The organism is Desulforamulus putei DSM 12395 (genome assembly GCF_900129195.1).
Lineage (GTDB): Bacteria > Bacillota > Desulfotomaculia > Desulfotomaculales > Desulfotomaculaceae > Desulfotomaculum > Desulfotomaculum putei.
Window position 1 is genome coordinate 1 of record NZ_FQUY01000019.1, and the last position, 14,772, is coordinate 14,772.

At 52.5% G+C, this 14,772-nt stretch carries 12 protein-coding genes and 1 pseudogene; 11 read left to right on the forward strand and 2 right to left on the reverse strand.

Annotated features, from left to right (window positions below; all coding sequences use genetic code 11):
- The 4 genes and pseudogenes from BUB67_RS11620 to BUB67_RS11635 form a co-directional block, all read left to right on the forward strand.
- Positions 1–336, forward strand: a pseudogene (locus tag BUB67_RS11620) (IS200/IS605 family accessory protein TnpB-related protein); the annotation flags it as partial.
- A 307-nt stretch (positions 337–643) separates the two neighbouring features.
- Positions 644–1,552 carry a GTPase Era gene (gene era / locus BUB67_RS11625; protein ID WP_073239600.1) on the forward strand — a complete coding sequence of 303 codons (909 nt, stop codon included), beginning with the start codon at positions 644–646 and terminating at the stop codon, positions 1,550–1,552.
- A gap of 24 nt (positions 1,553–1,576) precedes the next feature.
- A complete protein-coding gene (gene mgtE / locus BUB67_RS11630) occupies positions 1,577–2,926 on the forward strand; it encodes a magnesium transporter (protein WP_238457038.1) in 1,350 nt (449 codons plus the stop codon).
- Positions 2,927–3,078: 152 nt separating this feature from the next.
- Entirely contained in the window at positions 3,079–4,290 is a 1,212-nt protein-coding gene (locus tag BUB67_RS11635) for an S-layer homology domain-containing protein (protein WP_073239602.1), read from the forward strand.
- Positions 4,291–4,360: 70 nt separating this feature from the next.
- Here BUB67_RS11635 and BUB67_RS11640 read toward each other — a convergent pair whose 3' ends face one another.
- On the reverse strand, positions 4,361–4,915 hold the full coding sequence (locus BUB67_RS11640) for a UbiX family flavin prenyltransferase (RefSeq protein WP_073239603.1): 555 nt from the start codon (positions 4,913–4,915) through the stop codon (positions 4,361–4,363).
- Between the two features lie 166 nt (positions 4,916–5,081).
- Complete coding sequence (locus BUB67_RS11645) at positions 5,082–5,501, reverse strand: ferritin-like domain-containing protein (RefSeq protein ID WP_073239604.1); 420 nt, start codon at positions 5,499–5,501, stop codon at positions 5,082–5,084.
- A 131-nt stretch (positions 5,502–5,632) separates the two neighbouring features.
- Between BUB67_RS11645 and recO the strand changes: the two genes are divergently transcribed.
- From recO to ppdK, 7 genes are all read left to right on the forward strand, one after another.
- Complete coding sequence (recO, locus tag BUB67_RS11650; protein WP_073239605.1) at positions 5,633–6,403, forward strand: DNA repair protein RecO; 771 nt, start codon at positions 5,633–5,635, stop codon at positions 6,401–6,403.
- Positions 6,404–6,536: 133 nt separating this feature from the next.
- A complete protein-coding gene (locus tag BUB67_RS11655) occupies positions 6,537–6,986 on the forward strand; it encodes a DUF4342 domain-containing protein (protein ID WP_073239606.1) in 450 nt (149 codons plus the stop codon).
- Positions 6,987–7,324: 338 nt separating this feature from the next.
- On the forward strand, positions 7,325–8,212 hold the full coding sequence (glyQ, locus tag BUB67_RS11660; RefSeq protein ID WP_073239607.1) for a glycine--tRNA ligase subunit alpha: 888 nt from the start codon (positions 7,325–7,327) through the stop codon (positions 8,210–8,212).
- On the forward strand, positions 8,205–10,292 hold the full coding sequence (gene glyS / locus BUB67_RS11665) for a glycine--tRNA ligase subunit beta (protein ID WP_073239608.1): 2,088 nt from the start codon (positions 8,205–8,207) through the stop codon (positions 10,290–10,292). Before glyQ ends, glyS begins: the two co-directional genes overlap by 8 nt.
- A 119-nt stretch (positions 10,293–10,411) precedes the next feature.
- The gene (gene ccpN, locus BUB67_RS11670; protein ID WP_073239609.1) at positions 10,412–11,047 is read left to right on the forward strand and encodes a transcriptional regulator CcpN; all 636 of its coding nucleotides are present in this window, start codon (positions 10,412–10,414) and stop codon (positions 11,045–11,047) included.
- Positions 11,022–11,891, forward strand: a complete 870-nt coding sequence (locus BUB67_RS11675) for a pyruvate, water dikinase regulatory protein (protein WP_073239610.1) — start codon at positions 11,022–11,024, stop codon at positions 11,889–11,891. Before ccpN ends, BUB67_RS11675 begins: the two co-directional genes overlap by 26 nt.
- 50 nt (positions 11,892–11,941) lie before the next feature.
- Complete coding sequence (gene ppdK / locus BUB67_RS11680) at positions 11,942–14,590, forward strand: pyruvate, phosphate dikinase (RefSeq protein ID WP_073239611.1); 2,649 nt, start codon at positions 11,942–11,944, stop codon at positions 14,588–14,590.
- Positions 14,591–14,772: the final 182 nt, after the last annotated feature.

Below are 14,772 nucleotides of genomic sequence, written 5' to 3' on the forward strand. Positions count from 1 at the left end.
GCGCACACGTCCACCATCGGCTATTACAAATACATGGAGCGTTACGGCATAATTATCCACCACGCCGCGGCATTGGTCATCGCCCGCCGGGCAATCGGTTTCAAAGAGCACATAACCAAAGAGTTAAAGCAGAAAGTTCAGGCCGTCAAAGAGAAGCTGAGTCAAAAGGTAAATTCCTTGCCTGGGGAAGGAAGAGGGATGACCCGAAAGGTGAAGCAACTCTTCAAGCGGCTGGACGGAAAAATTCCCATTTACAACGGGCTGACCCGTTTCCAACAGGAATCGTTTCACTCTGTCTGGCATGACTTGAAGCACCTTGCTTTATCAAGTAGGTGACCCCGTTTAGCCGGAGTACGGGAACAACCGGTAGGCCGCATCTAACAGATCGCGGGAAGCAGAGCCGCAAGGCTTTCGCTGGACGGTCAACGCAAGACGGAAACCCCCGTGGTTTTCCATATGGCCGCGTTTTGCGCCCGTAAAGCACTGTTTTTCCGTCCGGGTGGGACTCCCGGGGCCGAGGCCCCCTGTCACCCCAGGGAAAATTTTTCATGGAGGTGTAAAGCCTGGTCATGGGGGGCCGGGTTTACAAAAATCTAACTTATTGTTAGGTATTGTGAACTTTTTTGAACCAGGATGTTAAACTATGCTCAACACTCCGGAAAACTTTCGCTCGGGATTTGTAGCCCTGGTGGGGCGGCCTAATGTTGGGAAATCAACTCTATTGAACAAACTGGTTGGGCAAAAGGTAGCCATCATGTCAGACAAACCCCAGACCACCAGGCATAAAATTCACTCGGTACTCACCCGCAATGATGCCCAAATTGTTTTCCTGGATACGCCGGGTATTCATAAACCAAGGCATAAACTGGGAGAATACATGGTGGATGTGGCCCTGGGAGCCCTCAAGGAAGTAGACGTGGTGCTATTCCTGGTGGAAGCCACCGGCCCGCCGGGCGCCGGGGACCGTTACATTGCTGAACAATTAAAGCAAATTAAGACGCCTGTTTTTCTTATGATTAACAAGATTGATTTGGTCAAAAAGGAAGAGATCCTTGGTTTAATCATCCGCTATAAAGACCTGCTGCCCTTTGCGGAAGTGATTCCTGTTTCCGCCTTGGCCGGGGATAATGTGGACCGGTTGATCGATACCATTATTAAATACCTGCCGGAAGGCCCCCAGTATTACCCGGCGGATATGATCACCGACCGGCCGGAGCGTTTTATTATGGCCGAAATTATCCGGGAGAAGGTGCTGCACCTAACCAGCGAGGAAATTCCCCATTCGGTGGCAGTGGTGGTGGAACAGGTCCAGGCAAGGAACAACGGCGTGGTGGCTGTCCATGCAGTGATTTATACCGAGCGGGATTCCCAAAAGGCCATCTTGATTGGCAAAGGCGGTACAATGCTCAAAGAAGTGGGGCGCCGGGCCAGGGAAGAAATAGAAAATTTATTAGGATCAAAGGTTTATTTGGAACTCTGGGTCAAAGTAAAAAAGGATTGGCGAAATAAAATGGCCGACCTCAGAAATTTTGGCTTTACCAAGGAAGAATAAGGAAGAATAATGGAGGATGCAGGGTTGCATAAGCGTGTGAAGGAGCGGGCACCGGCAGTTGAAGAATGTTTACACCAACTTAATGAAAATAAACTGCAGGACTGCCTGAAGGACCTGCATCCTGCAGATATTGCCGAAGCCCTTCCCCGGGTTCCGCTGGCCCAAAGGGTTCGCGTCATGAGGGCGGCCGGACCGGAGAAGGCCGCCCTCATTTTATATGAATTGGACCGGGATATGATTCCTCCTTTACTGGAGGCCCTGGGGCCGAAAAGACTGGCCGAAGTGTTAAACGATATGTCTGATGATGATGCGGCGGATATCCTGGGGGAATTGCCGGAAAACCAGAAGGACCAGCTTCTGAACCTGATGGAGGACGCCGAAGCCAACGACGTGCGGGAGCTTCTGAAATACGGCAAGAATACTGCCGGCGGCATTATGACCACCGAGTATGTCTCCCTGAAAGAAGATATTACCGTAGCCCGGGCCATTGATCACCTGCGGCAAGTGGGCTCCGAGGTTGAGACCATTTATTACGTTTACTCTATCAATGAAAATGCCGAACTGACGGGAGTTATTTCCCTGCGAGAGTTAATCATGGCCCCGCCGGATGCCCGGCTCGAGCAAGTGGTCACCCGGCGGGTGGTCAGTGCCAACGTGTGGGACGACCAGGAAAAGGTTGCCCGGATGGTGGCTAAATACGACATCATTGCCATCCCGGTGGTCAATGACCACAACCAGTTGCTGGGTATCGTAACGGTGGACGACGTACTGGATGTCCTGGAAGAAGAGGCCACCGAGGATATCCTGAAGCTGGCCAACCTGGATGTGGGGGGGCAGGACTTGGTGGAGACCGGCCCCTGGCAAAGGGCTTTCAGACGGTTACCCTGGTTGGTCGGCCTGTTGTTCGGCGGGCTGATTGCGGGGAATGTCATCAAAGGGTTTTCCGGCACCCTGGAACAGGTTACCGCACTGGCTTTCTTCATCACCGCCATGGCGGGCGGGCCCGGCAATGCCGCAACCCAATCCCTGGCTCTGGTGGTACGAGGATTGGCAACCGGGGAAGTGAACCAGCGGCGCCTGCTAAAAACTATTTTCAAGGAAGCTCAGGTAGGGGCTATTGTGGGTATCGTGAGCGGCGCGGTTCTGGCCCTGGTGGCGGTGCTGTGGCAGGGCAATACTTCTCTGGGCCTTGTGGTGGGGCTGGCCCTGGCCATTAACATTACCATCTCCACCATGCTGGGCAGTTTCTTTCCGGTCATTATCCAGCGCTTGGGCGCTGACCCGGCAGTTGCCTCCGGCCCCTTTATATCAACCCTGATGGATGTCACCAGCATGTTTGTTTACTTCAGCCTGGCCACCTGGCTGCTACTCTAACATAAGAACCTATCAACGGTGAGTTAAGGACTCCCGTTGTTTTTTGGGACTTAAAAATAGGACCAATGTCCCATAACTAAACCCTAACAAAAAAGGATACAGTGACGTAAAAAAACAATATAAGAAAATAATCCAGTAAAGGAGTGTTTTTTATGAACAAACTCAGGACTGCCATGATTACGTTAACCCTGGTGGGAACCCTGCTGGTGGGCGGCGCCGTAGCGGATGCGGCCCCGGGACATGGCAAAGGGTCCTCTGACAAGGGCAGTAAGCCATCCAGCAGTCATGTGCAAAAGGGCGGCAACCATGTAACAGGCCAGCAAATCAAAGAAAATAAAATGCAGGCAAAGCCAGCCAACAAGGCGAACCGTGCAGTAAAATTCCAGGCGAAGAATGAAGTCAGGGCCTTTACGGATACCAACAAACACTGGGCCCAGGTCCCCATTCAGAGATTACAGCTGCTGGGTGTCGTCTCCGGATTTCCTGATGGGTGCTTCCATCCCGAAGAACCCGTAACCCAAGAACAGGTTATCGCTATGGTGATGGGGGCCCTCGATACCCAGGAGGAGACAACCGTTAAGGAAATCGCTGTTGAAACCGGTACAAAGGAGCAAACCGAAGGACAAACAACCACCGGGGAATCCGGGACTAGGGATAAACTCAGCGGGGTTCCGGACTGGGCCAAAGGTTCTGTAGAGAAGGCCAGGGCTAAAGGAATTATTAACCTGAACCGCTTCCACTCCGGTGTTCAGGCCAGCCGGGTACAGGCCATGGTCTGGGTGGCCAAAGCCATGGGATTACAACCGGTGGATACCTCCAACCTGCCTTTCAAAGACGGCCTTTTGGTGTCACCGGAAGATATCGGATATGTCATGGCACTGTATAACGAAGGAATTATCAAAGGGGGCCCCGGCGGCCTGCTAAACCCCAACAGTTCCATTACCCGGGCCCAGATTGCCGCCCTCATCGACAGGGTTCTAACCCAACAGCAACAAAACCAGGACGCCAATACATTTCAGGCAGTTGAAACGGTGGACGGCAACCAGGTGCTGAAAATCGGTACAGGTGACAACGCCACCGAAGTGGAACTGGCTGAGGATGCCGTGATCTTCATAAACGGTCAAAGGGCTGAAGCATCCGCACTGGTGCCCGGATCCCCGGTAAGAGTGGTCACCAACGAAGAGGGAGAAGCCGTCTTAGTGGAACAAACCGTTGAGACAACCCAGCCCGAGACGGGATCGACCAATACCGATGTCAACCCCACCACTGAGGAAAGCGCCAACAGCGATACCACCACTTCCAATGAGGCCAATACGGACACTGCCGGAAATAATACCACGACAGATACCGGCTCTGCCTCCTAAACATAAAAAACAAGTATGAGCCACGGGTTTGCGTGGCTCATACTTTCAATAGCTTGCTCCCCGAGCATAATTACCCGGGCCATCTTTTTACCAGGTCGTTCTCCAGTCCCAAACGGTCTAAAATACGCCCTACCGTCTGGTTGACGATATCCTGGACGGATTCGGGCCGCTGGTAAAATGCAGGCATGGGAGGCAGAATAACCGCCCCGGCTCGCGCCAGTTTCAACATATTTTCCAGATGAATGATGTTTAAAGGCGTTTCCCTTGGCACCAAAATCAAAGGCCGACCTTCTTTTAAGGTCACATCGGCAGCCCTGACAACCAGGTTTTCAGCGTAACCATGGGCCAGTCCCGCCAGCGTTTTCATGCTGCAAGGTACGATCACCATCCCCTGGTGCCGGAAGGAACCGCTGGAGATGGCAGCAGCCAAATCATCCTCGGCATAGCAAACATCCGACAGTTGGGCCACATCTGCCGGCGTATAGGATGTTTCCAGTTCAATGGTACGCCTGGCCCACCGGCTCAAGATCAGGTGGGTTTCCACACCCAGCTTTTTTAATTGTTCCAACAGAGTTATTCCATACAGTACACCGGTGGCTCCGGTGATGGCCACAACAAGACGCAAGTTTATCTCCTCCCCCCACCATTGTACAGGTATTTCCAAAAAAATCAAAGCAGGGAAAGAAGAGGAACTAACAATTCAAGTTGGGGACGGTTCTTAACTTGAATTCTAATCTGTCAAATTCAAGTCAAGAACCGTCCCCAACTTGAATTGAAAAAGGCCGATGGCTTTATGAAAAATACCTGTCCAGTAGACCCTTAATGGCCCTGGCGTGACGGGCTTCGTCTTTGGCGGCTTCATCAAAGACGTCATGGGCCTCGTCAACGTCATTTTGTTTGGCCAGTATGGCTGCTTCCCTCTTACCCTTGTTGGACATGGTTTCACCGGCCAGCGCTTTCTCTAGGTTTTCTTTGGTGCTGGTGGAAATTTCACCGTTCAGCTCGGCAAAACGGGCGGCGTGCCAGGCCTCTTCCATGGCAATGGTCTTTAAAACCTCAGCGATTTCCGGGTAACCTTCCCGCTGGGCGTTTCTGGCCACGGCCAGGTACCAGCCAACCTCGCTGTTTTCCCCTTTATAGTTTTTATTCACATGCTCCTCTACTGCAGTCCCCCTGGTCACGCCATATTTGTTTTCGGTGGCAAAATCCATGATAACCCTCCTTGTTGAAATATAATCCTTATTATTTTGTCCCGAAGGAAACCGTAATTTACGTTATAATAGATTAAAATAACGTAACGTTATTTTACTAAGTAACTTAAGAAAGGTGACAAAGTCGCCCGATGAAACTTTATAAATTAGATGCTGTTGTTTTAAAAGCCCGGGACATGAGGGAAGCAGACAAAATGATCACCCTTTATTCCATACAAAGGGGAAAGCAACGGGCGGTGGCCCACGGGGCTGCCAAACCAAACAGCCGCAAGCGGGGGGCTGTGCAGCCCTTTTGTTATTCCACCTTCATGATGCATCAGGGCAGAGAACTGGATTCGGTAAGCCAGGCCGAGTTGCGGGAAGCCTTCCCGGAATTAAGGTCGGACTTGGACCGTCTGACCGCGGCCGCCTATGTGTCGGAACTGACCGATGGTTTTACGGGGGAAGGAGAGCCCAACCAGGGTATCTTTGCCCTGCTGCTCAGCGCCCTGCACCTGATTGCAGCAGGGGAAACAGAATTGGCGCTGCGGGCCTTTGAAGCCAGATTGATCGGCCTGGCCGGTTTTAAACCGGAATTGAATGTCTGCTCCGGCTGCGGGGAACCCCTGAGGGAGACTAAAATTCATTTTAGCAGCCATCTGGGCAGCCTATTATGCAGGGCCTGCGCTTCCTCGGAAAGTAAAATCACGGTATTCAGCCGGGGGACCTTGGAAGTGCTGAAGACCCTCTACCGCTGGGAGTTAACAAAGCTCCATCAACTTAAGGTTCCCGAGGCTCTCAAGAAGGAACTAAGCGCCCTGCTGCGGGCATATATTGAGTATAACCTGGAAAAAAGACTTAAAACTACGGATTTTCTGGATAGATTGTATAAAAGTAGCCCTTGCAGGGGCACAAATATATAGTACAAAGGACGAAGGGAGGAGTGATCCGGTGACCAGTGAACTGGAAAAAACACCCAAAAGGGGTCTGACCCCCGAAAAGATTGTCGAAGAGGTACGAATATGTAGTACGAAGGACTAAGGGAGGAGTGATCCGGTGACCAGTGAACTGGAAAAAATAGACCTTCTGCGCGCCCGGTTGGGTGTCAGCTACAAAGAGGCGAAAGAGGCCCTGGACGCAGCCGGAGGAGATGTGGTGCAGGCCCTCATTAAGCTGGAAGAGAAAAACAGAAATTGGAACGAAAAACTGCACGGCAAAGGCAATGAAGTGATAGGCCAGTTTAAAGCGCTATTTGAAAAGGGACAAAAGACGAAAATTAAAATTAAGAAGGATGACAATACCGTTGTAGAATTTCCCGCAACACTGGGAGCCCTGGGGGTCCTGGGGGCCATGGCCAGCACGCCGATATTGATTGTGGGGGCTCTGGGTACCATCGCGGGGTTGGCCAGTAATTACCGCCTGGAATTCAGCGATCAAAGTGATAACTGGCAGCCCGAGGTGGAAATACCCGAGGACGAGGTTCAAGGAGATTCTCCCAAACACTAAAACCCAAATATTGAAGCTATTGACATGATTCCGGTCTTTTGATAGATTTTTGTTGTGATAATTGAAAAGTATGCGATGAAGGAAAGAGTATTTGGCATAAAGTTTTGGCAGCGAGCCGGGACGGTGGAAGCCGGTAAAACAAGCCAAATATGGGGGTTCCTGAGCAGCGGGGGGAAAGCCTGGGTCTGGTTAGTAAATCCCGCAACAAATGAAGGCGGGCTGTGAAAACAGCCAAGCAGGGTGGAACCGCGGGAAGCATCTCCCGTCCCTGACGTACTGTCAGTGGCGGGAGTTTTTTATTTTCAAGCATTACACAAATATGAAGGAGGCACATGACTTTGAATTTCCAGGAATTAATACTGGCCCTCAATAAATTCTGGGCCGAACAAAACTGCATTATTCAGCAGCCCTACGACATTGAAAAGGGCGCCGGCACCATGAACCCGGCCACCTTTTTACGGGCCCTAGGCCCGGAACCCTGGCGGGTGGCCTATGTGGAACCCTCCCGCCGTCCCACCGACGGCCGTTACGGTGAAAACCCCAACCGGTTGCAGCACTATTTTCAATATCAGGTCATTCTCAAACCCTCCCCGGATGACGTCATCCCCATATATCTGGATTCCCTGCGGGCCATCGGCATTGACCCGGACAAGCATGATATCCGTTTTGTAGAAGACAACTGGGAATCCCCCACTCTGGGCGCTTGGGGACTGGGCTGGGAAGTGTGGTTGGACGGCATGGAGATTACCCAGTTTACCTATTTCCAGCAGTGCGGCGGTATTGACTGCCGTCCGGTCAGCGCGGAAATCACCTACGGTCTGGAGAGACTGGCCATGTTTATCCAGCAAAAGGACAGCGTCTTTGATATCATCTGGGTGGATGACATTACCTACGGGGACGTCTACCACCAGAACGAAGTGGAGCAGTCCGGTTACAACTTTGAAGTAGCCAATACCGAAATGCTCTTTGATTTGTTTGACATGTATGAGACCGAGGCCAACCGCATCCTGGAAAAGGGACTGGTGCTGCCTGCCTATGATTATGTTTTAAAATGCTCCCACACCTTTAACCTGCTGGATGCCAGGGGAGCCATCAGTGTGTCCGAACGCCAGGGCTTCATTGCCCGGGTGCGGCAAATGGCCCGGGCCTGTGCCCAGGCCTATGTGGAACAGCGTGAAAAATTGGGATTCCCCCTGCTAAAGAAAGGTGGTAACTTTAATGGCTAAAGACTTTTTACTTGAGATTGGTATCGAAGAAATGCCTGCCCGCTTCCTGGGCCCGGCTTTGGCACAGCTAAAAGAACTTGCCGCCAAAACCCTGCAGGAGCAGAGGATCGCACACGGCGACATCCAGACCTATGGCACCCCCCGCCGGCTGGTGCTTTATGTAAAAGACGTGGCTGAAAATCAGGCTGCCCTGGAAAAGGAAGTGAAAGGCCCGGCCAAAAAGGCCGCCTATGATGTGGACGGCAATCCCACCAAAGCCATTTTAGGTTTTATCCGCTCCCAGGGGGTTGGCCTGGAGGACCTGGTGGTCCGCAACATCGGCCAGGTGGAATATCTTTATGCCTTGAAACGGGAGGAAGGCCGGCCCACCGCCCAGGTGCTGGCTGAAATTTGTCCCGGCCTGATCACCGGTCTGCATTTTCCTAAACCCATGCGTTGGGGGAATTTGGAACTCCGCTTTGCCCGCCCCATCCGCTGGCTGCTTTCCCTGTTCGGAGAAGAAGTGATACCCTTTGAGCTGGCGGGTTTAACAGCGGGCCGCTCTACCTATGGTCATCGCTTTCTGTCCACCGGAGAATTGTCTGTCTTAAATCCTACGGACTACTTTACCAAAATACGGGCTGCCTATGTGCTGGTGGACCCCGCCGAGCGTAAGGAAATCATTTGGCAACAGGTACAGGAGTTAGCCGCTGCCGAAGGTGGCGTGGTGGAGATGGACGAAGACCTGCTGGATGAGATTACCAACATCATTGAGTGGCCCACTGCCCTGTGCGGCAGCTTTGACCCGGACTATTTGAAACTTCCCGCTGTGGTTTTGGTGACTCCCATGCGGGAACACCAGCGTTATTTCCCGGTATTAGGGAAGGATGGAAAACTTTTAAACAAATTTATTGCCGTAAGAAACGGTACCAAAGCATATATAGAAATTGTGACGGCCGGTAATGAAAAGGTACTGCGGGCCCGCCTGGCCGATGCCGCTTTCTTCTTTGAAGAGGATTTGAAGCAGCCCCTGGCCGGCAGGGTAAACGGCCTGAAGAAAATAGTTTTTCTGGAGGGCCTCGGCTCCATTGCCGACAAAGTGGACCGTATCGGCGCCCTGGCGGACCACCTGGCCGGGGAACTGGGCGCCGATGAACAGGAAAAGGAAAAAATTCAGCGGGCAGCCCTGCTGGCCAAGGCAGACCTGGTCACCAACATGGTCTACGAGTTTCCGGAATTGCAGGGTGAAATGGGACGCGAATACGCCCTGCGCAACGGGGAGGATCCGGTGGTGGCTGAGGCCATCTTTGAGCATTACCTGCCCCGTTTTGCCGGTGACCGCCTGCCTGAGACACTGGCGGGCCGAGTCTTGAGCCTGGCCGACAAAATGGATACCATTGTCGGTTGCTTTGCCATCGGCATCCAGCCCACCGGTTCCCAGGACCCTTATGCTCTGCGCCGCCAGGCACTGGGAATTTGTCACATTTTAATTGAAGGTAAAATCCACCTTTCACTCAAGCAACTCATTGCCTGGGCTTACCAGGGTTATGGCGAAGAAGTGGAATTAAAGCATGACCTGGCACAGGTAACCGGTGAAATCGAAGAGTTCTTTAAGCAACGTCTGAAAGGTATCCTCAGCGACAGAGGTCTCTCCTATGATACCGTGGAAGCGGTGCTGGCCGCCGGCTTTGACGACCTAGCCGATGTGGTGGACAGAGGGCTGGCCGTGGCCTCCTTCCGGGAACTGCCGGCTTTCGGCGCTCTGATGACGGCCTTTAACCGGGCCAACAGCCTGGCCAAACATGCAGCTTCTACAGACATTCAGGAAGCTCGCCTCGAGCATCCGTCGGAACAGGAATTGTACAGCCGGTTGTCAGTTCTCCAAACAGAAGTGCAGCCGCTCCTGGAAAACAGGGATTATGCCACCGCGTTGCAACGTATTGCCACGGTCCAGAAACCCCTGGACGCCTTCTTTGAAAATGTCATGGTCATGGTAGAAGACGAGGCGGTAAAGAACAATCGCTTGGCCCTGTTAAGAAGACTGGTGGACTTAAGTAAAAGCGTGGCAGATTTCAGTAAAATTGTGGTTGAGGCAAAATAATTATTAAAAAATGACCAAAAAAATTTCACAAAAGTAGGGATTTTTTACGAAAAATATTATATATTATAAGTGTTGGCTTCTTAATTAGTATGTTACATTTGAGGTTGGTGGGTGAGGGGATGGAACTTTCCAAGCGGCAGGAAACCATTATAGAAATTGTTAAAAAGCATGGTCCCATCACCGGTGAGCAAATTGCGGAAAAGCTCAACCTGACCAGAGCGACCCTGAGACCTGATTTATCCATTCTTACCATGGCAGGGTTACTGGAGGCCCGTCCGAGGGTCGGATATTTTTACAGCGGCAAGGCTGCGGACCGGGTGCTGGCGGATAGAATCACCCGCATCAAGGTGGGGGATGTTAAATCGGTCCCCATTGTGGTGCCCGAGAACTGCACCGTTTATGACGCAGTGGTTACCATGTTTATTGAGGACGTAGGGACCCTGTACGTTGTCCGGGAAGGCGGCCTGCTGGAGGGAGTTGTGTCCCGCAAGGACCTGCTGAAAACCACCTTGGGAGGGCATGACATTCATAAGCTGCCGGTGGGCGTCATTATGACCCGCATGCCCAACGTCCATATGACCTTTGAAAACGATTCAGTCTGGCTGGCAGCCCACAAGCTGTTAACCCATGAGGTTGATTCCCTGCCGGTGGTGAGAGCTGTTCAAGGCGCCAAAGATAAAGATTATGAGGTCATTGGAAGATTTTCTAAGACCAACGTAACCCGGCTCTTTGTTGAATTGGGAGAAGGGTCTTGAGGAGGGGTTAGCCATTATTGCGCCGAAAGACGACAATCCGGTGGTTTACATCGTATCCGATTCCATTGGTGAAACAGCGGAACTGGTGGCCAAGGCCGCCGTCAGCCAGTTTAACGGTGGCAACGTGCAGATTCGCCGGGTTCCCTATGTAAATGATCCCCAGGATATCGTGGATATTATTGACGAGGCCCAGGGACAAAACTGTATTATTGCCTTTACCTTGGTTCTGCCGGAACTGCGGGAGGTTTTGGTGCGGGAAGCCGACCGGCATCATATTCCTACGGTGGATATCATGGGTCCTTTTTTGGATGCCCTGACCCTGATCACTTCCGGTCCGCCCAAATTGGAACCGGGCCTGGTGCGCAAGCTGGATGAGGAGTATTTCCGGCGGGTTGAGGCCATTGAATTTGCCGTTAAATATGATGACGGCAAGGACCCCCGGGGCATTCTCAGGGCAGATTTGGTGATCTTAGGGGTGTCCCGAACTTCCAAGACACCCCTGAGCATGTACTTGGCCCACAAACGGATTAAAGCGGCCAATGTTCCGCTGGTGCCGGAAGTGGCGCCACCCCAGGAGATTTTCAATCTGCCGCCTCACAAGGTCATCGGCTTAACCATTAAGCCCCAGCAGTTAAACATTATTCGTACCGAGCGGTTGAAAACCCTCGGCCTTACCTCCCATGCGGATTACGCCAGTCCGGAGCGTATTCTTAAGGAATTGGAATATGCTGAGGGGATTATGAAGCGGGTTGGCTGCCCGGTCATCGATGTCACCAATAAAGCAGTGGAAGAAACTGCCAGTAAAGTGCTGGAGATTTATTACCGGGGCGAACGACATAAATGAGAAGTGAGATGTGAGAAGTTAGAAGTGAGAATAAATGGAGGGGAATTGAATTGGCGAACAGAAAATACGTGTATACGTTTTCTGAAGGAAGAGCTGATATGAAAGGCCTTTTGGGCGGTAAAGGCGCGAACCTGGCGGAGATGACCAATATTGGTCTGCCGGTCCCCCCGGGCTTTACCATTACCACCGAGGCTTGTAAAGAATTTTACATAGCCGGGCGCAAATTTCCCGCGGGCATGGAAGAAGAAGTGGCGGAAAAGGTCGCCTGGTTGGAGCAAACCCTGGGCAAAAAATTCGGCGATCCCAACGGACCTCTCCTGGTCTCTGTCCGCTCAGGCGCGGTCATCTCCATGCCGGGGATGATGGACACCGTACTGAACCTGGGCCTCAACGACCAGACCGTCATCGGCCTGGCCGCCGGCAGCGGCAATCCCCGCTGGGCCTATGATTGCTATCGCCGCTTTATTCAAATGTTTGGCAATGTGGTACTTGGCATCGAGCATCACAAATTTGAGGCTGTTTTAGAGGAGCAAAAATACAAGAGAAACGTTCAGTACGACAACCAATTAACTGCTGAAGACTGGCAGGAAGTGATTGAAAAATACAAGTTTATCGTTCGCAAAGAGACCAGTCAGGATTTCCCGCAGGATCCCAAAGAACAGCTCTACAAAGCCATCTATGCAGTATTCAATTCCTGGGAAAATGACCGTGCCATTGTTTACCGCCGGATTCACAAAATTCCCGACGACCTGGGAACCGCTGTCAACGTGCAGGCCATGGTGTTCGGCAACATGGGCGATGATTGCGGTACCGGTGTGGCCTTTACCCGTAACCCCTCCACCGGTGAAAAGGTTCTCTACGGAGAATTTCTGACCAACGCCCAGGGAGAAGACGTGGTGGCAGGTATTCGTACCCCCCGGCCCATTGACAGGCTACAGGAAGAAATGCCGGATGTCTATCAGCAGTTTGTCCGCATCTGCACCCTCCTGGAAAACCATTATAAAGATATGCAGGACATAGAGTTTACCATTGAACGCAATAAATTATGGATGCTGCAGACCCGCAACGGCAAGCGCACTGCCCAGGCAGCCATTCGCATTGCGGTGGAAATGGTCGAAGAAGGTATTATTACCAAAGAAACCGCCATCACCCGTGTTGATCCCGCCCAGTTGGACCAGCTGCTGCACCGCCGCATTGACCCCAATGCCAAATTAAATGTTATTGCCAAAGGTTTGCCCGCTTCCCCCGGTTCTGCCTCCGGCGCCGTTGTGTTTAATGCGGACCTGGCGGAAAGCCTGAGCCAACAGGGCAAAAAGGTCATCCTGGTAGGGACCGAAACCACCCCGGATGATATTCACGGTATGGTGGCGGCCCAGGGGATTCTGACTTCCCGGGGCGGCATGACCAGCCACGCCGCCGTTGTGGCCCGGGGCATGGGTAAACCCTGTGTCTGCGGCTGCGAAGCCATTAAGATTGATTACGAAAACAAACAATTTTTTGTTGGAGATATTGTGGTGAAGGACGGCGACGTTATTTCTATTGACGGCTCCACCGGTCAGGTCATGCTGGGCGAAGTTCCCATGATTGAGCCCGAGCTGTCGCCGGAGTTCCAGAAACTGTTGCAGTGGGCTGATGAAATCCGTACACTGGGCGTCCGGGCCAATGCCGACACGCCGGAGGATGCCGCCAAAGCCAGGGAATTTGGCGCCGAGGGTATTGGATTGACCCGTACTGAGCACATGTTTATGGCCCAGGACCGTTTGCCCATTGTACAGCAAATGATTCTGGCCACCGATCCGGAAGAAAGGGCGGAGGCCCTGGCCAAGTTGCTGCCCATGCAGGAAGGCGACTTCTATGGCATTTTAAAGGCCATGGAGGGCCTGCCGGTATGCATTCGCCTGCTGGACCCGCCGCTGCACGAATTCCTGCCCAATGCGGAGGAACTGGCGGTGGAAATCAGCCGTCTCAAGCTGATGACCGACGGTGATCCGGCGGAACTCAAACAAAAGGAAGACCTGCTGCGCAAGGTCCGTTCCCTGTCCGAGTTCAACCCCATGCTGGGGCACCGGGGCTGCCGCCTTGGCATTACCTGGCCGGAAGTTTACGCCATGCAGGCCAGGGCCATTTTCCAGGCCACTGCCCGTTTGGTGAAGGAAGGCTACCAGGTTGAACCGGAGGTGGAAATTCCTCTGGTGATTGATGTAAAAGAACTGGCATACCTGCGTAAACTGGTGGAAAGTGTAGCGGAAGAAGTAAAAGAAGCCACCGGCGTGAACTTCCATTACACCGTGGGCACCATGATTGAGGTGCCTAGGGCAGCGCTGCTGGCTGACGAAATTGCCACCCAGGCGGAATTCTTCTCCTTCGGCACCAACGACCTGACGCAAACCACCCTGGGCTTCTCCCGGGACGACGCCGAGGGCAAATTCATGCAGCCCTACCTGGAAAAGAAAATCCTGGCCGACAATCCTTTCATTGTGCTGGATCGCAAGGGCGTCGGCAAGCTCATGCAGTGGACGGTGGAAAACGCCCGCCGGGTGAAACCCGACCTGTTAATCGGCATCTGCGGCGAGCATGGCGGAGAACCCAGTTCGGTTGAATTCTGTCACCTCATCGGCCTGAACTATGTTAGCTGCTCACCCTACCGTGTACCCATCGCCAGGTTGGCAGCGGCCCAGGCGAAAGTAAGAAACAGCTAACAAAGGAAGCGAAATTCGAAGTTTGAAAGTAAAATAGTCCTATGCAAATAAAGGAAACAGGGCAGCCCGGGTTGCCCTGTTTTCTTGTTGTGGTAAAAACTCGTTGCTCAAACTCGCCATTACGATCACGGGGAATCTTAATTTCTGTTCTGCCCAAGGTTGAAAACATTGCAATACATGGC

Excerpts from the sequence above, each read along its gene's own strand:
- era (WP_073239600.1), top strand. The coding sequence starts at position 644 with ATGCTCAACACTCCGGAAAACTTTCGCTCGGGATTTGTAGCCCTGGTG.
- BUB67_RS11635 (WP_073239602.1), top strand. The coding sequence starts at position 3,079 with ATGAACAAACTCAGGACTGCCATGATTACGTTAACCCTGGTGGGAACC.
- BUB67_RS11645 (WP_073239604.1), bottom strand. The coding sequence starts at position 5,501 with ATGGATTTTGCCACCGAAAACAAATATGGCGTGACCAGGGGGACTGCA.
- recO (WP_073239605.1), top strand. The coding sequence starts at position 5,633 with ATGAAACTTTATAAATTAGATGCTGTTGTTTTAAAAGCCCGGGACATG.
- glyS (WP_073239608.1), top strand. The coding sequence starts at position 8,205 with ATGGCTAAAGACTTTTTACTTGAGATTGGTATCGAAGAAATGCCTGCC.
- ccpN (WP_073239609.1), top strand. The coding sequence starts at position 10,412 with ATGGAACTTTCCAAGCGGCAGGAAACCATTATAGAAATTGTTAAAAAG.